The organism is Conexibacter sp. DBS9H8 (genome assembly GCF_023330685.1).
Taxonomy (GTDB): domain Bacteria; phylum Actinomycetota; class Thermoleophilia; order Solirubrobacterales; family Solirubrobacteraceae; genus Palsa-465.
In genome coordinates, this window is the sequence record NZ_CP097128.1 from 87,113 (window position 1) to 105,975 (window position 18,863).

General features: G+C 70.2%; 21 protein-coding genes. 5 read left to right on the top strand and 16 right to left on the bottom strand.

All coding sequences use genetic code 11. From position 1 onward, the window contains the following. Positions 1–25: 25 nt before the first annotated feature. Both M3M55_RS00390 and M3M55_RS00395 read right to left on the bottom strand, forming a co-directional pair. Positions 26–421: a hypothetical protein gene (locus tag M3M55_RS00390; RefSeq protein WP_249010844.1), complete on the bottom strand. Its 396-nt coding sequence runs from the start codon at positions 419–421 to the stop codon at positions 26–28. 230 nt (positions 422–651) lie between these two features. Continuing rightward, positions 652–894, bottom strand: coding sequence for a DUF6458 family protein (locus M3M55_RS00395; protein WP_249010845.1), 243 nt, complete (start codon positions 892–894; stop codon positions 652–654). A gap of 238 nt (positions 895–1,132) precedes the next feature. Here M3M55_RS00395 and M3M55_RS00400 point away from each other — a divergent pair, with 238 nt between their 5' ends. Continuing rightward, complete coding sequence (locus M3M55_RS00400; protein WP_249010846.1) at positions 1,133–1,462, top strand: STAS domain-containing protein; 330 nt, start codon at positions 1,133–1,135, stop codon at positions 1,460–1,462. Positions 1,463–1,471: 9 nt separating this feature from the next. Here M3M55_RS00400 and M3M55_RS00405 read toward each other — a convergent pair whose 3' ends face one another. Next, positions 1,472–2,308: an ATP-binding protein gene (locus M3M55_RS00405; protein WP_249010847.1), complete on the bottom strand. Its 837-nt coding sequence runs from the start codon at positions 2,306–2,308 to the stop codon at positions 1,472–1,474. 148 nt (positions 2,309–2,456) lie between these two features. Between M3M55_RS00405 and M3M55_RS00410 the strand changes: the two genes are divergently transcribed. Next, positions 2,457–2,780, top strand: coding sequence for a hypothetical protein (locus tag M3M55_RS00410; protein WP_249010848.1), 324 nt, complete (start codon positions 2,457–2,459; stop codon positions 2,778–2,780). A 92-nt stretch (positions 2,781–2,872) separates the two neighbouring features. Here M3M55_RS00410 and M3M55_RS00415 read toward each other — a convergent pair whose 3' ends face one another. Then, positions 2,873–3,667, bottom strand: coding sequence for a SigB/SigF/SigG family RNA polymerase sigma factor (locus tag M3M55_RS00415; protein ID WP_249010849.1), 795 nt, complete (start codon positions 3,665–3,667; stop codon positions 2,873–2,875). 90 nt (positions 3,668–3,757) lie between these two features. Here M3M55_RS00415 and M3M55_RS00420 point away from each other — a divergent pair, with 90 nt between their 5' ends. Further along, the gene (locus M3M55_RS00420) at positions 3,758–4,324 is read left to right on the top strand and encodes a hypothetical protein (protein WP_249010850.1); all 567 of its coding nucleotides are present in this window, start codon (positions 3,758–3,760) and stop codon (positions 4,322–4,324) included. Here the strand turns inward: M3M55_RS00420 and M3M55_RS00425 are convergent. After that, complete coding sequence (locus M3M55_RS00425; RefSeq protein WP_249010851.1) at positions 4,317–5,516, bottom strand: PP2C family protein-serine/threonine phosphatase; 1,200 nt, start codon at positions 5,514–5,516, stop codon at positions 4,317–4,319. The two genes, M3M55_RS00420 and M3M55_RS00425, sit on opposite strands and share 8 nt — an antisense overlap. 27 nt (positions 5,517–5,543) lie before the next feature. Here M3M55_RS00425 and M3M55_RS00430 point away from each other — a divergent pair, with 27 nt between their 5' ends. Together M3M55_RS00430 and M3M55_RS00435 are read left to right on the top strand one after the other, a co-directional pair. Next, positions 5,544–6,005 carry a DUF2269 family protein gene (locus M3M55_RS00430; protein ID WP_249010852.1) on the top strand — a complete coding sequence of 154 codons (462 nt, stop codon included), beginning with the start codon at positions 5,544–5,546 and terminating at the stop codon, positions 6,003–6,005. A 45-nt stretch (positions 6,006–6,050) separates the two neighbouring features. After that, the gene (locus M3M55_RS00435; protein WP_249010853.1) at positions 6,051–7,529 is read left to right on the top strand and encodes an MFS transporter; all 1,479 of its coding nucleotides are present in this window, start codon (positions 6,051–6,053) and stop codon (positions 7,527–7,529) included. Between the two features lie 377 nt (positions 7,530–7,906). Here the strand turns inward: M3M55_RS00435 and M3M55_RS00440 are convergent, their stop codons facing one another. From M3M55_RS00440 to M3M55_RS00490, 11 genes are all read right to left on the bottom strand, one after another. After that, positions 7,907–9,670 (bottom strand): sensor domain-containing diguanylate cyclase, encoded by a 1,764-nt coding sequence (locus M3M55_RS00440; RefSeq protein ID WP_249010854.1) that lies wholly within the window; start codon positions 9,668–9,670, stop codon positions 7,907–7,909. A 183-nt stretch (positions 9,671–9,853) separates the two neighbouring features. Continuing rightward, positions 9,854–10,165 carry a hypothetical protein gene (locus M3M55_RS00445; protein WP_249010855.1) on the bottom strand — a complete coding sequence of 104 codons (312 nt, stop codon included), beginning with the start codon at positions 10,163–10,165 and terminating at the stop codon, positions 9,854–9,856. Next, a complete protein-coding gene (hypF, locus tag M3M55_RS00450) occupies positions 10,165–12,477 on the bottom strand; it encodes a carbamoyltransferase HypF (RefSeq protein WP_249010856.1) in 2,313 nt (770 codons plus the stop codon). The genes M3M55_RS00445 and hypF overlap by 1 nt, the downstream gene beginning before the upstream one ends. A gap of 55 nt (positions 12,478–12,532) precedes the next feature. Next, positions 12,533–13,741: an SIS domain-containing protein gene (locus tag M3M55_RS00455; RefSeq protein WP_249010857.1), complete on the bottom strand. Its 1,209-nt coding sequence runs from the start codon at positions 13,739–13,741 to the stop codon at positions 12,533–12,535. Next, positions 13,738–14,424, bottom strand: coding sequence for a hydrogenase nickel incorporation protein HypB (hypB, locus tag M3M55_RS00460; RefSeq protein ID WP_249010858.1), 687 nt, complete (start codon positions 14,422–14,424; stop codon positions 13,738–13,740). The genes M3M55_RS00455 and hypB overlap by 4 nt, the downstream gene beginning before the upstream one ends. Next, positions 14,412–14,765, bottom strand: a complete 354-nt coding sequence (locus tag M3M55_RS00465) for a hydrogenase maturation nickel metallochaperone HypA (protein ID WP_249010859.1) — start codon at positions 14,763–14,765, stop codon at positions 14,412–14,414. The genes hypB and M3M55_RS00465 overlap by 13 nt, the downstream gene beginning before the upstream one ends. Beyond that, on the bottom strand, positions 14,758–15,306 hold the full coding sequence (locus tag M3M55_RS00470; RefSeq protein ID WP_249010860.1) for a hydrogenase maturation protease: 549 nt from the start codon (positions 15,304–15,306) through the stop codon (positions 14,758–14,760). Before M3M55_RS00470 ends, M3M55_RS00465 begins: the two co-directional genes overlap by 8 nt. After that, positions 15,303–16,460, bottom strand: a complete 1,158-nt coding sequence (locus tag M3M55_RS00475; protein WP_249010861.1) for a hypothetical protein — start codon at positions 16,458–16,460, stop codon at positions 15,303–15,305. Before M3M55_RS00475 ends, M3M55_RS00470 begins: the two co-directional genes overlap by 4 nt. Beyond that, a complete protein-coding gene (locus tag M3M55_RS00480; protein WP_249010862.1) occupies positions 16,453–17,088 on the bottom strand; it encodes a DUF6084 family protein in 636 nt (211 codons plus the stop codon). The genes M3M55_RS00475 and M3M55_RS00480 overlap by 8 nt, the downstream gene beginning before the upstream one ends. Before the next feature lie 44 nt (positions 17,089–17,132). Then, positions 17,133–17,867: a DUF5947 family protein gene (locus M3M55_RS00485; RefSeq protein WP_249010863.1), complete on the bottom strand. Its 735-nt coding sequence runs from the start codon at positions 17,865–17,867 to the stop codon at positions 17,133–17,135. Then, the gene (locus tag M3M55_RS00490) at positions 17,864–18,859 is read right to left on the bottom strand and encodes a NifU family protein (RefSeq protein WP_249010864.1); all 996 of its coding nucleotides are present in this window, start codon (positions 18,857–18,859) and stop codon (positions 17,864–17,866) included. Before M3M55_RS00490 ends, M3M55_RS00485 begins: the two co-directional genes overlap by 4 nt. Positions 18,860–18,863: the final 4 nt, after the last annotated feature.

An 18,863-nucleotide genomic window follows, 5' to 3' on the forward strand; every position in this document is an offset into this window, starting at 1 on the left:
GGCGGCACCGACGAGGACGAGATCGCTATTCGGACTGGCGCGCGAGGATCGCCACGAACCGGTCGATCCGCCGGCGTTCCTCTTCGCTCAGGGCAGCCGGGGTTTCGACGAGCAGGGTCATCGGCCCGCGCTCACGAGCCCAGCTGGCGACCCGATCGCTGAACGCCGGGGCGATCCAGATGAGCGGGAGGCTCGCCGCATAGGCGATCACCGTCGCGTCCTGGTCGGCGGCCGTCTCCTCCGCGCGAACGATCTGGATCGTCACCTGGCCGAGGTCGTGGGCGACGCGGCTGGCGGCCGCGGAGTCGGCCCCCACCAGCAGGGCCACCTCACCGTCCCGCAGCATCGCAGCCGCCCATCCGCCCGGGCCACCCGCGAGCGCGGCAGGGGCGGACACGAGACGGAAGGCTGGATTGCTCATCACGACGAGAGTATCCGGGAACGGCCGATGGCCGGCGCACCGGGAACGGTGTGCCGGCCATCGACTCGCCGAGGAGATGATGGAGCGAGAGCGTGTCGCGAGGGAATGCCCGCCGCGAGGGAAGCCTCCGCAACGGGAGAGGCCCCGCGGGGAAGAGGTCCCCCGCGGGGAAGAGGTCCCCCGCGGGGAAGCCGGGCCCGCAGGCCGGCTGTGTCAGCCCGGCTGCCGCCTCACACGCTACCTCGCGGCGGCACGTATCCCTCCGCCGGTGGCGCGGCCGTCGCGCGGATCGCCGCGCGGTCACGGTCGGCGGCGTTGACCATCCAGAGGAGCGAGACGAGGAACCCGACCGCTCCGACGATCATCAGGATCACGCCGATGGTGTGGATGTTGATGCCGCTCACGCTCGCCGTCACCGCAAAGCGGAGGACGGCGCCGATCGCAACGAGTAAGAGTGATGTGGACCAACCCATGGTTCTGCCTCCTGTTCGTCTCAAACTGTCGAGACTGAGATTCCCCGTCCGTCAGCCTTTCAATCGTCCGTTTCCGCAAAGTCGGGTCGATCGTTGCCGGCACGTCGGGTCGATCGTTGCCGGAGTGATCCCTGCGCACCGTGGCGGGAAGCTGAGAGTGTGCGTTTGTGTTCCTCATGTGCGTGCGCCCGCGTCCGCTCGCCCAGCACGTCAGTTCCGTGTACGCTCTCGAACCTTGATGGAACCGCACTTTCAGGTTGAGGTCAGCAGCGAGGGAACCAAGGCCGTGCTGCGCCTGAGCGGCGAGCTCGATGTGTCCTCAAGCGCGGCGCTCGAGGACGAGCTGGCCCGGATCGACGGCTCGACGCTGATCGTCCTCGATCTCAGTGAACTCGAGTTCGTCGACTCGACCGGCCTCGGCGTGCTCGTCAAGGCCCACCAGCGGGTCCGCGAGGAGGGCGTCCGGATGGTCGTGGTCCAGGGCGGTGGCCAGGTCAAGCGGCTACTCGAACTGACCGGACTCGACCAGCAGCTCGAGCTCGTTCCGAGCCCCGAACTCGCTGACTGAGTCCGTGGGTCAGCCGCCGGGAGCCGGAGGCTGGGCGGCCCGGTCGCGCAACTCGACACAGAGCCGTTCACGGTCGGTTCGGAACCCGGCGACGACTCCGGCGAGGACCTTCTCCGCGCTCTTGGGATCGTTGGCGGGGAGCGGGGCGGCGATCAGTTCGAGCCGGTGCGCGGTGCTCGCGATGGCAACGTTGACGATACCGTCGGCGGCATCCTCGAGGTAACGGGCGATCGCATCGTTGGCGGTCCGTAGGTCCGAGAGGGTCGTGATCGAGAAGTGGGACGCGGCGGCGATCGCCTGTACGGTCCGACCGAGCACGTACCGGGCAACTGCCACCGGAGTGAGAGAGATGAGGACCTCGTCACTGGCCCGCGCGACCGTCGCCGGAGCCGCGGCGCGAGCGTGCTGATGGGCGGTGAGGGCGCCGTCGACCCCGCCGGGCTGGTCGGTCGCCGCACGGCGGAAGAACATCCGCACCTCCGTGCCCCCCTCCTCGGGGCGACGAAACTCCGATTGGCTGGCGAGCGCGCTGATGACGGCGAGCCCGAGCCCCATCCGGTCCTCCCCGCCCGAGATCCGGCGCAGACCGCTGCCCTCGTCACGCACGCTCACGCTGACACCGTGCGCGGTGACGGCGATCTCCGTGACGAGCGGCCCGCTCCCCCCCTCGTAGGCGTGCAGAGCGACGTTGTTGCACGCCTCACTGAGCGCGGTCTTCAGATCGGAGGTGAGTTCGTCCCCGAGACCGACCGCGTCCGCGATGCCGCTCAGGGCCGCACGGACGAGAGCAACGTTCTCAGGAAGACTCTCGAGGTCGAGCCGCACCGTGACGGGCTGATGAATCACGATTCTTATCTACCCCTCTTTGGTCCGGCGAATCCCGGCCTGGTGCAGGCATGTCAATCGGTTTACTGCCGCCACCGGCGGGTACCTCGCTTCGGTAGCCATGCTACGCAAAACCCGAATCCGAAGCATTTACCGCGTTCCGCGCGGTGTGGCGGCTCCGGAGACCGCGCGGCACATCACCGAGCGGGAACTGGATGAGACGCGGTTTCCCGAAACCGCGGAAAGCGCCCGCCTCCTGCTCAGCGAGATCATGTCCGAGCGGCTCGGTGATCCCGAGACGCCCGAGCCACCGCTCACCGTCGACGTTCGGCGCTCGGCCGGCCGGCACCGCTGGTCGGTGATCGACCGCGGACGGCCCCAGGTGCCCGCCGGGATGCGCTCGACCGCGCTCGATCAGATCGCCGACGCGTGGGGCGTGAGCCGGCGGGCGGGTCTCACCCGGACCTGGTTTGAGCTGAGAAGCCGTCGCTGACGCAAACCGCCCGGGGCCACCACTTTCAGAAGCGGGTCGGTCCCGCCGGCACGAACGCCGGCGGGGCTCCACGCGAACGGCTGGAAATCGATTCAGAGGTCGACGGGATCGGCGGCCGCCGCGGCCAGCCGGTCGAGAGAGCTGCGCAGAATCCGCGACACCTGCATCTGGGAGACGCCGATCTCACGGGCGATCTCCGACTGGGTGCGATCTTCAATGAAGCGGAGAGCGAGGACGCGCTTCTCACGTTCGGTGAGCTGCTCGGCCGCTTGGGCGATCGTCGCCCCCAGCTCGATCCGCTCGAAGCTCGCGTCGATCTCCCCGAGACTGTCGCCGAGACGGCTCGACTCATCGTCTCCCTCCGTCGGGGCCTCAAAGGAGAGCGGTTTGTGCGCGTGTCCGGCATCGAGGGCCTCGAGGACGTCCTCGACCGGGACCTCAAGGAACCCGGCGACCTCCTGGAAGCTCGGCGGCCGTCCGGTGCGGGCCGTCAGCTCGCGCTGGGCCTGGTCGACCTTGAGGGAGAGCTCCTGGACGCGGCGAGGGACGTGAACGACCCATCCGCAATCACGGAAGTAGCGCTTGAGCTCACCGAGGATCGTCGGCACGGCAAAGGACTGGAAGGTGATCCCCCGGCTCGTATCGAACCGGTCGATCGCCTTGACGAGCCCCATGCTCGCAACCTGCTTGAGATCGTCGATCGGCTCATGCGGCCCGCGGTAGCGGTAGGCGAGCTTGTTCGCCAGCGGCAGGTACCGCCGGACGAGTTGCTCACGGGCGTGACGGTCACCGCGCGTCTGCCAGGCGGCGAAGAGCTCATTGACCGGGCGCGTCGCCAGTGCGGCGCCACGATCGATCGTTCCGTTGGACATCGTTCCGTTGGACATAAGGTGAGTCATACCCCTTCGTTCGCGGTTCAAACATTTTCTCCGCCGCGGTTTAGCGGGAGAGAAAGCTGGGAATCCGCCCCAACCAGGATGGAGCTTCAACTTATCAACATCGTCGAGCGTCTCAGGTTGGATGTGTGCGAGCAGACGCAAGCATTCGTTCTGCTCGAGGCCGGGCGACTCCGGTGCGAGCGTCTCACTGACACGGTCGGCTGCGCCTCCGACGCCGGGTCCTCGGACCCCGTGAGCGGCGCCGCGCTCCTCGACATCCATTGGGAGCTCGGAATGGCCGGGTACGTCCTCAGTGACCCGCTCAGCGCTGAGATCCGGCGCCGGTGCACCGGCCTGGCGCGCGAGATGATCGCCGCCGCCCCGATCCTCGTGACGCGATCGACGGGTACAGCCACGGCCGAGGACGCGCCTGCGTCCGCGCCAGACGCAGGCCTTGGACCGGTCCTCGCGCAAATGTTCTCCGATGCGATCGCCGCCTCGGATGCGCTCGCGCGCACCCTCGCGGACGAGCGCCTTGACGACACCGTGCGTGACCGGCTCTACCTTGTGCATGCGCACGTGATGGCCGCATGTGAGCGGCTCGACGAGGCGCTGACCGCCCTTGAGCTGGCCGCCACCGACCGTGCCGCCGGTCAGGTCAGTTGAGGCGGACGACGAGCAGCGCGACGTCATCGTTAAGCGGCCCACCGTTGAGTGCCTCGACACGATCGAGCAGGGCGTCCGGAGCGGCACGCCAGAGCGCATCGGGGCCGGTCCCAGCAAGCAGCTCGACGAGCCCGGTCAGCTCGAGCCGCTCGGCACGGCCGTTGACGTGGCCCTCATAGAGACCGTCGGAGAACAGCATCAGGGCCCAGCGATGGCCGAGGTCGACCTGGTCGACCGCCCATCCGGGCGGAAGGCCAAGCCCGAGCGGGGGCCCGCCCGGTTGCCCGGTCATGATCTGGATCGCGCCGTCTCGCTCAAGCAGGGGTGACGGGTGTCCGGCGAGGGAGACCCTCGCCTGGCTCGCGGTGAGGTCGATCTCCACGCTCGCGACCGTCGCGAAGATGTGGTCGGCATGGCGTTCCCGAGCCGCGATCCGATCGAGGGTGTGGAGGATCTGATCGTGCGGGGTGCCGGCGAGCACGAGCGTGCGCCAGGCGATCCGGAGCACAACCCCGAGGGCCGCCTCGTCCGCGCCGTGCCCACAGACGTCGCCGAGGACGAGGTTGAGGGTGTGAGGGCTGCGCTGCACGACGTCGAAGAAATCCCCGCCGAGCACCATCCTCCGGTCACCGGGGCGATATCCGCTGCGGGTCGCGATCCGCGGCTCTGAGACGATGAAGCGAGGGATGAGCCCACGCTGAATCCGGGCCGCCTCCGCGCTCTGGGAGCGCAGGGCGGCGGTCGCACGCTGGAAGCCGGCGGTCTGCTCGAGCTGGATCGAGCGCCGGACGACCCGCGCGACCTCACCGGACTCGATCCGATCACGGAGCAGGAAGTCGCGGGCACCGGCGGCGACAAGCGCCTCACCGGCGGCCCGATCGGCGGTGACGGCGACGACGGGAACGTGCGCGGTGATCGAGCGTATCTCATCGAGCAGGTGCCGCCACGGCAGCGCCACGTCGGTGACGCTCACCTCGACGATCACGCACGCCAGTCCGCGTCCGAGCTGCTCACTGAGCGCCGGCAGGGTCCCGACCCGCTGCACCTCGAAGTCCGGCCACAGCGCGACGAGGATCCGGCTCAGCTCATCCGCGACAGCCCCGGAGTCGGCCAGCAACGCGAGGCGGCGCGGCGGGAGCGCCGGCGGGGCGACGGCGGCATCGGCGAACGTCTGCAGAGGATCGACGATCACGGGGACAAAGCGGCAGCATAGGGAGTTATGTACGCGTCCGTGTTCTTTGGTCACATCCTCGGCGTGCTGGCGCTCTTCTCCGGACTGGCGATCGCCGGCACGGCATTCTCGGCGGCCCGCGGCCGCGACACGGCGAGAGACGTCGCGCTGCTGCTCGGCCTGAGCCGGATCGGCGTCCTGCTCGTCGCCGGCGGAACCCTACTGGCCGGACTCTGCGGCCTCTGGCTCGTCCACCTCGGTCGGTGGGGATACGGGTCGGGCTGGGTCGACGCCTCCTTCGCCCTGTTCGCAGCCGCCCTCACCCTCGGCGGGCTCGGCGGACGGACCCCGCGACAGGCCCGTGTCCTGGCGGTCACACTCGCGGCGCAGAGTGAGGCGGTCACCCCGGAACTGCGGGCGCTGCTCGAGCACCGGGCGACCCGCTGGACGAACACCGTCGCGTTCGCGCTGATGGTGGCGATCGTCGCCGACATGTGCTTCAAGCCCTGAGCCCGAAGTGGCCGGGGCCCCGGCCACGTCTGCCACCCTCACCCGGTGCCCTCGCCCGCGACGGTCATCCGCTCACGCCTCCCCGGCGGCCGCGATGCCGGCCTGCTGCTGAGCGCCCGGGTGCTGATGAGCGCCCAGCGCGCCCTCGTCGGGGTGATCGTGCCGATCTACCTCGCGCGGCGCGGGTTCTCGGCAACCGAGTTGGGAGTGCTGTTCTCGGTGATCGCGATCGTGGCTGCGCTGATGAGCACGGCGATCGGGCTTGCCGCCGACCGGATCGGACGGCGGGTGTTCGTCGTCTCGGTCCCCCTGCTGGCGGCCGGCGCCGGGCTCGTCTTCGCTCTCTCCGACGTCACCGCCGTCCTCTTTCTTGCGGCGGCGCTCGGCAGCTTCGGCCGTGGCGCGGGTGCCGGTGGGGGCCAGATCGGCCCCTACCAGCCCGCCGAACAGGCACTGCTCGCCGAGAAGGTCGGCTCGGAGTCCGACCGCAACCGGCTGTTCGGCTTCATCGCCTCCGCGAGCGCGGTCGGCGGGCTCGTCGGCTCGGCGCTCGCGATCACCCCGCTCACCTCCCCGACCGGCCCGGGAGTCGGCGCCGCGACCTATCGCCCCGTGTTCCTCGCCGCCGCCGCCCTCGCGCTGCTCGCCTCCCTGTGCGCCCTTCCGGTCCGTGAACAGCCCGCGAACCCGGGGCCCGCGCCCCCACCCGCGCCCGGTTCCCGCCGGCGGCTCACAGGCCGCCGGCGGGCCCAGCGGCCCGCCCGGCTCTCGACCCGGTCACGCACCCTGATCTACCGCCTCGCCCTCACCAACGGGGTCAACGGCGCCGCCGTCGGGCTGTTCGGCCCGTTCATCACCTACTGGCTCTACCGCCGTTACGGGGCCGGCCCGGTGGCGATCGGGACGCTCTACACGATCGCGAACCTCGTGACGATCGCGACCAACCAGCTCGCCGCCCCGATCGCAGGTCGGCACGGGACGGTTCGGACCGTCGTCGTGGTCCGGATCCTCCAGGCCCTCGCCCTGCCGCTGCTCGCGCTGATGCCCTCCCTCGCCACCGCCGGCGCCCTCTACACCGCCCGGCTCGTCGTTCAGAGGATCGGGCTCGCGCTGCGCCAGTCCTTCGTGATGGGTGCGGCCCCGCCGTCCGAGCGGGCGCGGGTCGCCGCGCTCTCCCAGCTCCCCACCCAGGCGATCTCCGCGGTCTCCCCGACCCTCTCGGGCTACCTGTTCGACGAGGTGAGTCTCGCGGCGCCGTTCGTCATCGCCGGTGTGCTCCAGCTCGCCAACGCGCTGCTGTTTCAGTACTTCTTCGGCCGGCCGGCCGCCGGCGAGTCCGCCGCAAGGCCCCGCTCAGGTGACGTGGCTGAAGGTGACGAACACGAGCAGGGTGACGAAGACGCAGCTCACAGCGAGAAGCCGGACCCGTTCGGTCAGCGGCTGCCGACCCCGCAACAGCCAGGCGCTGAGCCTGATCAGAATGAGTTCGTCGAACGTGGCGGTGAGATCGGGAATCCTGGGTGACTCGGGGTGGCCGAGGTCGGGCCCGAGCGGCAGCCCGACCGTCCGGGACAGAACCCAGACGACGACGACCCCGAGGCTGAGGAACTGGCCGACGCTGAGCACCCGGCGTCCGCCCCCGGTCGCGATGAGCAGCGCGCTCCAGCCGCTCTGGGCGAGCGCGAGGGCGATGAAGGTGAGGCCATAGAGAAGCGATTCGTTGATGTGCCCGATCGCGGCGGAGGCATGGAGGACGGCGATCGACCCCGACAGCGTGGCGAGGATGATGATGTCGACGCGACGCTGCTCCCGTTCGTCGACCGCACCGGGAGCGGCGACGGTCGCCACGGGGCTCCGAGAGGCATCCGAGCCCGCGGCGGGACGAGGCGGCGCGGTGAGACTCACGGAGACCTCCGCGGCGACACCGACGGCTGCGTCGCGGCGCGCCGGTCGGCGAACGACGGCACCGGTCCCTCCGTCGCACCGGCGAAAGCCCGTGAACGGTCATACAGCACGACCCGGTCACGCCCGGCCGCCTTGGCCTCATACATCGCCTGGTCGGCCTCGATCAGCAGCTCGCTGCCGACTTGCCCGGGGCGGCCGCTGAAGAGGGCGATCCCGACCGATGCAGTCACCCTCACCTGCTCGCTTTCGCGGCCCACTGTCCCCTCACGCGCGACCGCGGCCAGCAGCTTGTCGGCGACGTGTCGGGCCTCGGGCTCATCGGCGCTGGGGAGGATCACGGCGAACTCGTCCCCACCGGTGCGGGCGATGAAGTCACTCTCGCGCAGGGTGGCGCGCAGGGCACCGGCGATCTGGATGACGAGCCGGTCGCCCGCAGCGTGACCGAACGTGTCGTTGACGCTCTTGAAACCGTCGAGATCGAGGGCGAGCAGTGCGCCCTCGCCCCCGTAGCGGCGCGCGCGGGCGAGGGTCTGCTCGAGGTCCTCCTCGAACCGGCGACGGTTGTGCAGGCCCGTGAGCGGGTCATGCTCGGCGAGGTGGCGCAGCTCCCCCTCCAGCCGTTTGCGATCGGAGATGTCGAGCGCCTGCTCGATGATCACCTGCTCACCGTCGGGCCCGACGATGACCGCGTCCGTGATCAGGGCCGACACCTCCCGACCCTCCGCGCTGCTGAAGCGGCGCTCGAACTGGACGCGGGCGCCGTCGCGCCCAGAGAGCCGAGCGAGCGGCGCGCGGAAGCGGCGCTCACGATCGTCGGCGGCGATCAACGGTTCGAGCCCGGCGTCGAGCAGGGTCGTGAGCGGGACCCCGAGCATGTCCGCGTAGGCGGCGTTCGCGTCGAGGAGGCGACCGTGGTCGGCCCCCTCGAGGCCGATGATCGCCAGCGGTACCCCGGCCTGCTCGAAGGCGACCTTGAAGCGCTCCTCGGCGGCGGTCCGCGCCGCCTCGGCCCGTACGCGCTCGGTGATGTCCTGCACGGTGCCGGTGAGCCGGGTCGCCCCGGCCGCGTCGAGCTCGGCGTGGCCGAAGGCCTGGAGGACGAGCTCGTGTCCCTCCGCGGCGACCCGGAAGGTTTCGTTGAGCGGCACACCGTCGGTGAGCAGGCGGCCCCGGGCCCGCCGGACCCGGGGCCGGTCCTCAGGGTGGATCCGCTCGAGCTGGATCTCGGCGACCGCCTCCTCCGGCCCGATCCCGAACAGGCGCCGGTACTCGGCGCTGACGGCAAGCGTCCCCGTGCCCGGGTCATAGGTCCAGGAGCCGAGCCGGGCGACCGCCTGGGCCTCGGCGAGGGCGGCCCGTTCCCGGGCGATCTCCGCCGCGGCCCGGTCCCGGTCGAGGTCGGCGAACATCGCCGGGGTCGCCAGCAGCCGGGCGTAGGAGGTGCGCAGCCCGAGGTAGGCGATCCCGACCGCGGCTCCGAAGATGTCCCAGACGTCCATCTGCCAGGTGAAGGTCCGCCGGGCGAGCAGGCCGACCGGGTCATGGCCGATGAGCAGGGGCAGCACCCCCTCGAGGGCGTTATCTCCGTGGTGGACGGCGCAGGTGAAGAAGATCAGCGCCGTCGCGGCGGCGAGCCGGTTCGCGCGCAGCTGCCCGGTGCGGATGAGCCCCCGGAAGATGAGCCAGGAGATGACGAGGTAGCAGGCGGCGATCACCCCGTTGGCCGCCGACCCGACGACCCATGCGGGCAAGCCGAACATCAGCCCCGGGGTCCGCCCCGGCCGCGGCGGGCGTTGCCGGAGTCTGACCGCAGGTCGGGTCGGGTCCAGGCCATTCAGGACAGTTCATCGACCGTCCGCGCGAAAGCTTGAGCCGTCTCCCGGCGGCGCTGGCTGCCCCCGCCCGCCGCGGTGCCAGCAGGCCCCGACCGGGCATCCTCAGCGTCATCGTGACGGCGGAAGCTCACGCCCGAGCTGAGGGGCGATCCAGAGCCCGGGGGTCATCGCGACGATCTGAGCGGGCGGGAGATCGGCCACCGTGATCGCGTGCGTCGCCAGCATCAGCGCCGCAAGCTCACCCCAGGCGGCCGCGACCGGCATCACCCGGGCGGTTGGCCCCCAGCCAGCGGCGGCGCGCAACTCCTCCGCACGGGCGCGCACCTCGCCGATCGTCAGCTCGCCGAAACGGCGGTTGACGCCCTCACTGAACACCGGTGTCGCGAGGAGGGCGGCCACGCACGGGGCTCGCTCACCCATCACTCCTCACCCCCAACGGGCGGCGCCCCGTTGACGGGCCCCGATCTGGACCGCCACGCAGCGACCGCCGCCTGGCCGAAGGAGATGCCGCCGTCCCCGGCGGGCAGGCGCTCGGGGACGAGCACCCGCAAGCCGGCGTCCGCGAGCCCGGCGGCGGCACGCTCGAGCAGCCGTCGGTTCTGGAACACGCCGCCGGCGAGCACGACCGTGTCGGTCTGGGCCGCGCCGGCAAGGGAGATGCACGCCCGGACCGTGACCGAGCTGACCGCCGCGTGAAAGCGGGCTGCGATGATCGCCGTCGGGACGGCGCGAGTGAGATCACGACACAGCTCAGCCAATGCGGGCGTGGGATCCATGCATAACAGCTGACCGTTGTGGTGCAGATCGAACTGATAGCTCCCGCGTTCTGCCCGATCGCAGGCGGACTCCAGCTCGATCGCCGCCTGGCCCTCATAGGTGGCGACGGTGCGCAGCCCACAGAGAGCGGCGACTGCGTCGAAGAGCCGGCCCATGCTGGTGGTCTCGGGTGCTTGAAACCCGCGTCCGGCCATCGCCGCGACCAATTCCCATCGGCGCCGGTCCACACCCCGGGCGAGAGCCGGGGGGATGGTTTCGAATCCACAGCGGGTGAGCCACGCGCAGGCCATCCGCCACGGCTCCCGGATCGCCTTGTCTCCACCGGGCATCCTCACGGCCGTCAGCGCACCGGCACGGCGGAAGCCGCCGAGGTCGCCGACCAGCAGCTCACCTCCCCACACCGTCCCGTCGCTGCCGTATCCGGTCCCGTCGAAGATCGCCCCGACCGCGGGCCCGGTGCTCCCGTGCTCGGCAAGACAGGCGGCCAGGTGCGCATGATGGTGCTGGACGGCGATCAGCTCAGCCCCGGCCTCCCCGCGGTCCCGGGCGTATTTGGTGCTGAGGTATTCAGGATGGAGATCATGGGCGATCACGGCGGGAGCGATGTGGAACAGCCGCTGGAAATGCTCGATTCCGTCCGTGAAGGAGGCGAGCGCTTCCACGTCGGCGAGGTCGCCGACGTGGTGGCTGAGCCACGCCCGTCCCCCCTTGCTCACGCAGAAGGTGTTCTTCAGCTCTGCGCCGCAGGCGAGGATCGGGGCGGCGCCCGGTTCCGGCAACGCCAGGCTGCCGGGCACAAAACCGCGGGAGCGGCGCAGCATGACGGTGCGCCGGCCCCCGGGAAGCCCCACCGGCTGCACGATCGAATCGTCGGCACGGACCTCGATCGGGCGATCGTGGGTGAGCATGAGTTCGGCGATTCCGCAAAGCCGTCCGGTCGCCTCGGCGTCCCGGTACAGCGTCGGCTCATCGGCGACGTTGGCGCTCGTCATCACCAGTGGCCGACCGACGTCCTTGAGCAGCAGATGATGCAGCGGTGAGTATGCGAGCATGACGCCCAGATCAGGGGACCCAGCGGCGACGGCATCGGCGACCCGAGCCCCCGGGCGACGTGGCACGAGCACGATCGGCCGGGCACGGTCGGTCAACGCGCTCGCGCTCACGTCATCGAGTTCCACCAGCGCAGCCGCCTGTGCGAGCGTCGCCACCATCACGGCAAAGGGCCGGTCCGGACGGCGCTTGGCCAGGGCCAGGGCCCGGACCGCCTGCTCGTCGTCGGCGCAGCAGGCGAGGTGGAACCCGCCGATGCCCTTGACGGCAACCAGCGCTCCGGAGTCGAGTGCCGCGGCCGCGCGCCGGATCGGATCTCCCGGTGCTGCACAGACGTCCGTGACACTGTCCCCAAGTACGCGGAGCTCAAGCTGGGGGCCGCACGCCGGGCAGGCGTTCGGCTGGGCGTGAAACCGCCGGTCCCACGGGTCCTCGTACTCGGACTGGCAGGCGACGCACATGGTGAACCCGGCCATCGTCGTCGCCGGGCGGTCATAGGGCACCCCGGTGACGATCGTGAAGCGCGGCCCGCAGTCGGTGCAATTGATGAACGGGTATCGATAACGGCGGTCCCGAGGATCCGCAAGTTCCGCCAGACATGCGTCACAGGTCGCGGTGTCCGCTGCCACCGGCACGTCTGCGGACCCGCCGACCGGGCTCTCGCGGATTCTGAAGGTGTGCTCACCTCCCGGGGCACGGGCGGTCACGGTAACCCGCTCCACGTTGGCCAGCGGAGGAGCCTCGGACGCGAGGCGACCGAGGAACGCGTCCACTGCCACACGGGTGCCCTCAACCTCGATCGACACGCCGTGGACGTCATTGCGCACCCAACCGGCGAGCCCCAACTCGCCGGCCAGGCGGAAGACGTGGGGCCGGAACCCGACACCCTGTACGGTACCGGTCACGCGAACGCCAACCCGCCGCCCGGGGGCCTCACGCTCGGAGGGTGAACCTCGCGGCTCAGCCGACAAGTTCACAAAGGACGTGATACGCGCTCGCCTGTGCTTCCTGGATCCGCGGGATGTATTCGGAGGGGGTGACGATCACGCGATCAGCCAACCGTTCCGAGACGATCCGGCCGCCGTCATACCCGACGAGCGCCACGGACACAAGATCTCGCCGGCGGGCTTCTGCGAGCGCCGAGATCACGTTCGCCGAACTGCCGGACGTGGAGAGGGCGATGAGTGCGTCCCCCCGGTGACCATGGGCGATCACCTGCCGGGCGAAGATCGCCTCGGTGCCGATGTCGTTGGCGATCGCGGTGATGATCGCCGTGTCCTCGGTGAGATCGACGGCGGGATGACCCGCCGCTCGCAGGTCGGCAGCGAGATCCATCGCGTCGGTGGCCGAACCGCCGTTGCCGAGCGTGAACACCGTTCCGCCGCCGCTGAGGCAGCGGCGCAGATCCGCGGCGGCATCAGCCAGCACGCGGCCGTTCTCACGCAACGTCCGCTCCCGCAGCGCGCCGGTCTCCCTCGCCTTCATCACCACCGAGCGACGCACATCCTCGAGGACCGGCCCCAGCGCAACCTCGGACTCTGCGAGGAACGGGTACAGAAACGCCGAGGCACCGGCGTCGTGGACCGGTCGCGGCGTCCGTCCGGCCAGAAGCCCGCGGTGCTCGAAGAACACATGCACAAGTTCCCAGAGCACGTGGTAGAGCGTCTCGATCAACTCCTGTCGGACCATCGGATCGTCGGCGGACGGATCAAAGAGCCATTCCGCCTTCATCCCGGCCCTGAAACCCAGGGTCAGACAGCCACGAGCGCGGGCGACGGCGACTGCGCGGACGCCGTCCGCGACCGCGTCGGCGTCGCTTCCGAAGCTGATCACGACGTCCTCGGTCCGCGCCAGCAGGTCGACCTGGACGGCGAGGGCGCCCCCTTCAGGGCCGAGCGCGAGCGCCGGGAGGGCACGCTTGCCGACGATCACGGGGTGGACGAACTCCACCGCCACGTGCCGCGCGTCGGAGCGGTCCGCCGGCGTCGCACCGAGCGCGATCAGCCGTCCACCCCGAGCGAACCGCTCGGCCATCTGGTGACAGAGCGCCGCGATCGGCGCGGCCTCGGCCGAGAAGAAGCGCAGGTTCGCCGCCGTCCGCCGGTGCAGCTGATCATCGATGCGGCGGCCATCAGCATCGGCCAGGGCTGTCAGCGCCGGCCCACTCACCGGAGACTCACCTGCGCCGGAGGGCGGGCGGCGGCCATCAGCCAGTGCCGCCACCGGTCAAGCCCCTCACCGGAGGAGCCGCTCGCGACGATCATCTCGACGCCGGGATGGACCTGATCGATGTGGGCGCAAAGACGTTCGAGGTCGACATCGACGTAGGGGAGAAGATCGACCTTGTTGATGATGACGAGGTCACAGGCCCGGAACATCAGCGGATACTTCAGCGGCTTGTCCTCCCCCTCGGTGACCGAGCAGACCATCGCGCGCACGTCCTCACCGATGCGGAACTCGGCCGGACACACCAGGTTGCCGACGTTCTCGACCACGAGCAGGTCGATCTCCGACAACGGAAGGGCGCCGATCGCCGAGCGGACCATGTTGGCATCCAGGTGACACTCGCCACCGAAGCTCGGATCGGTGTTGAGCTGGGTGACGGGCACGTGGAGGGAGGCGAGCCTGTCCGCGTCCAGAGACCCCTGCACGTCACCCTCGAGCACGCCGACGCGCACACCCTCGAGTCGGCCGAGGACCCGCTCCAGCAGCGTCGTCTTCCCCGCTCCGGGAGCGCCCATCAGATTGATCACCCGCACGCGGTGGCGATCGAAGTCGGCCCGGTTCGCGGCCGCGATCGTGTTGTTGGCGTCCAGGGCCTCCTCCACCACCGTCACCTTCACGCGATGCATGCCGTCTCCTCCTCGACCTCGATGGACTCAACCTCGAACTCCTGGCCGGTGAGGATCTCGACCTCCGAGCCACCGCAGTGCGGGCAGCGGAACGCGGGGATCTCAATCCCCCAGGTCGCGGCACAGCCCCGGCATCCGAGCCGCGCGCCGATCCGCTCCTGATCGAGAGTGGCGCCCTCACAGAGAGTGCCGCGCGCCACGAAGGCGAAGTAGAACGCAAGCGTGTCGGGCACAACCTGGCGCAGGACGCCAACACGGAGGTGGATCGCGCTCACCGGCCGTCCGCGGGCATGCTTGACCGCGGTGTTGACGATCGCCCCCGACAGTGCCAGCTCATGCACGGCTGGACCTCGGCTCGGGCGCGGGTGCGCCGAGCAGCTCCGCTGCGGTCTCGATCACGACGCTGACGGCGTGCTCCACCGCCTCGGCCACAGGCGCTGAGAGGCCCCACCTGGGCTCGTCCACCGTGGCGGGCTCACAGGCGATCACCAGGACCCGGCCGGGCCAGGCACCCACTGACTTGACGAAGCGCAGCACGGTCCTGGGGTCCATCCCGTGGGGATTGATCACCGCCCCGTCCTCGATCCCCGCCTCCACGTCGGCTTCGTCTGGCTCGATCACGTACAGCGTTCCCGGAGCGCCACCCTGCTTGCTGACGTCGACGATGATCAGCGCGTCGTAGCCGCGCATCACCTCATAGGCGAGATCGAGTCCACCGGTTCCGGCATCCATCACCGCCACCCCCGGCGGGAGTAAGCCTGCCGACAGCCGTCGTGCGACCTCCCCACCGAACCCGTCGTCCCCCAACCAACTACTGCCGACGCCGGCGATCAGCACACTGCCCAACCGCTCGGCGCCACCCGGTTCGTGAATGACGCTCACGGGTCGATCACCTCCACCTCAGGGGGAAAGAAATACAGCAGTCGTCCGGACTCGCGCATCAGCGCCTGGCCGGGGTCGCCGTCGATGGTCACACCCAGATGGATGCAGCCGTCATAGGCAGTCATGATCCGCTCGATCGTCGCGGTGCGTCCCTCGAGCATGCGGGCCTGCAGGTCGGCATCCACCCCTGGCCGGAGCCGGACCCTGCTTCCGCGCGCAAAGGACCGGCCGCCGACCTCGACGGACTGTTCACCGACGCTCGGATCGCTGAGCCCGGGCGGCTCGGTCGGCGGCTCGTCGGTCTGGCGGTCGCGGAGGCTGACGCGACCGTGCAGGGCGGCGAGATCAGCGGGGGTTGCCGTCGCGGCGCGCACGAGGGCGGCCCTCAGAGCGGGGTCCTGTCCGGCGATCTCGGCGCGCTCACCGTCACTGAGCGCCTGCAGATGCAGCAGCAGCGCCTCCTCGATCTCGGTCCCGTCAAAGAGCGAACCGCGGCTTTCCGGCGCGATCTGAGGGTGATCGGGCAGCATGATCGTGGCGCCGATGATCACGTCATCCGCGGGTGTGGCGAGCACCGGAAACGTGTTGACGCTGTCATAGGCACGTTCGAAGGGCGAGATGAAGCGGCCCCCGCTGACCCGCAGGATCGGGTGCGTGGAGAGCAGTGAGAAGGCCAGGGCCCCGGACCGGTCGAGATGGCCGACTCGATGCATGGCCGTCCGGTTCTCAACCATCAGGGTCACCTCATGGCGGTCAGAACCGGAGTCGATCACCCGCGCGCTGAGGCACAACCCGACGGTCAGACCGGGACCGTCCTTGCAGGGGACCAGGACCTGCTTGGCCATCGGCCCGTGGGTGAGCGCGCCGAGCATGCCGCCCGGTTGATCGACGCGCTGAGCCTGAGCCCGGTGCCGCTCACCCTCGGGGCTCAGGAAGCGGACCTCTGCGGCGAGCACCGCGTCCGGGGGCGCGTGGAGCTCGCAGCGGAGTTCGAGGTGATCAAATGCCGTGGCGAGCGTCCTGGCGTAGGCGGGCGGGTAGAGGATCCCGAACGGTGTCGGGGTCGCGTTCTTGGTCGAGCCGGGGGTGTAGGGGTAGAGGGCGTAGCCCTCGAACACCAGCGAATCAAGCAGTTCCTCCAGCGTGTCAACCATCGCCGTGCTCCAGCAGCGTCCGGACGCACGCGTCGAGGGTCGGCAGACCGCGGTCGAGCTTTGCGCGCTGCAGCGCCTCCAGGGTCTCGGTGTGCACCGCGACCCACGCCGTGTTGGGGTAGTAGTGATCGACGGTCTGGCGCCAGACCGCCATCTCCAGCCGGTAGTCGATCGACTTGGTCCACGGCACCAGCGTCATCTGGATCTGACCGTCGGGGCCGGGGTAGTAGATGGTGCCGTTGAAGTGCAGCGCCAGCGGCGCCTCCCCGTCCGGCAGCGCGTACAGGTACTTGACGGCGGCGAGCTCCATGTCGAAGCTGCAGGGGACCGAGAGTGTGACCACGGTCGACTGGGTAAATGCGGGAACGAGGACCTCGCAGGTGGACCACACCAGGCTGTGGGTCGTCACCGCCCAACGCTCGGGCGAACCGAACAGCTCGAGCAACCGCTCACCGGTGGCGTCGTCATAGCGCCGCCGGGCGGGTTCGATCATGATCGCCACGCTGAGGGCGATCAGCCAGACCGGCCGTCCGCTCGGTTCCGACACCGCCAGGTCAAGTGACATCATCGGCAGCGCCGCATGACGCAGCGGGCGGGCGGCGAGGATCGCGAACTCCGGATCGGGCACGGCCGCAGGACCTGCGTCAGGTTCGCCCGCTGACAGCATGGCGCTCACGGCCATGTCCGGGCCTCGCGCCGCAGGCGCGTGAAGAACGCGGCCACCGCCTCCGCAACGCCGGCTCCGCCGGAGATCCCCTCCCAGTGCGCCTTGATCGTGCCCGTCAGCTCATAGCAGCGGTCGATCGGGGCGATCACGGACTGGGCAGGTTCGCTGAGCCGGTTGACGATCAGCGCTTCAATGTCGGGCTCCAGGCTTGCGAGCAGCGGGTTGCGCTCCGTCATCTCGTTCCAGGCGCTGAAGTGCAGCTCCGATTCCGTGGCGCCGACGGGACTGGGATACATGGCCACGACGCAGGCGGTGACCGTCGAGTGCATGAAGAAGGCCAGACCGATGGGAATCTGAAAGCGCGCCCAGAGGTCATCGGGCAGCTGCAGTTCCCCCAGCCACAGGGTGCGGCTCCCGACCGGCCGGTAATCGCCCTCTCCCGACCGCATCCCCCAGCAGGCCTCACACGTGCAGATGATCTGGCGTGGGACGAGCGCGATGAGATGGCGATGCTGATCCTCGATCCTTCCCCCACACAGCTCACAGCACGCGCTCAGCGGTGCCGGTCCCGCCAGCGCATGCCCCGGGCGACCGGACCGGGCGTCTGGACGGACACCCGGGGCCTCACCTTGCATCAGGGCCCGCAAGCCGGACACCGTCCTGGCGCGCTGGTGCGCGGTCACCGGCGCGCCGGCACGCCGGGCCTGGACGTACCCCGGAGTGAGGCCCTGGGGGCTCATCGGGCGAGCGCCACCCGCACGCAGCCTGCCTCGATCAGCAACGGGACGGGCTCGAGCTGGAGCTGATCGTCATCCATCGATCGCCCGGCGCGGGGCAGGAAGAAGGCACGCCGACAGTGCGGACAGGTGAGCGTCCCGTCGGTGAGAGCACCGTCATGGATCGGTGCGCCACAGCCCGCGCAGACGTCGCGGTAGGCAAGCAGCGTTCCGTCGACGTCCGCCACCACCAGCGCCGTGTCCCCGACAGTCGCCCCGAGTACGGTGTCCCCCGGCGGCCGTTGATCGGACGCCAGCTCGATCCATGCTCCCGGCCCCGCCGCGGTGCCAGGCCCCGGGTCGGCAGACCCGCCGGCGGACCCGCCTCCAGACCCGCCGGCCCGGGTTCGCTCCCGCGGCGGTCCCGCCATCACCACGGGCAGCTCCATCCCCGAGCCGTGCGCCCCGGTGAGCATCGGGAGACCGGCGCGGCCGACGGTCTGGGGCGCGACACCCTCGACCTCAAGACCCTCGAGGTCGGGGGCATGGGCCTCCAGCGCCTGCTTGATCGCCAGCTCGAGCGTGACCGCTGACGCCGAACAGTCAGAGCAGCTGCCACGCAGATGGATGCGAGCGACCCCCGCCTCGACCCCGAGCAGTTCGACATTGCCCCCATGGGAGGCCATGTAGGGGCGGACCGAATCGAGGGCGGCCTGCACCCGGTCCTCCAGCGGAACCGGGTGGAGGTCATGGATGAACAGCAGGGTCGTGATCAGTGGATCCTCAGTGAGCGCCGCGATGATCTGGGCGCCCGTGTCTCCGGCCGCCGCGACGGTCGCGAGCAGCCGCTCCAGACCGCTGCCGTACATCCTGATCACGGCGGCGACAAGTTCCTCGGCCAGCCCGCGGACCAAGGCGTCGCCGGCGCCATCCATGGCGGCCTGTAACTCCTGCACAGCCCCGACCAGTTCCTCGACACGGTCGGGTGCGGGGGCCGTCTGAACCGGGACGGTCATCTGC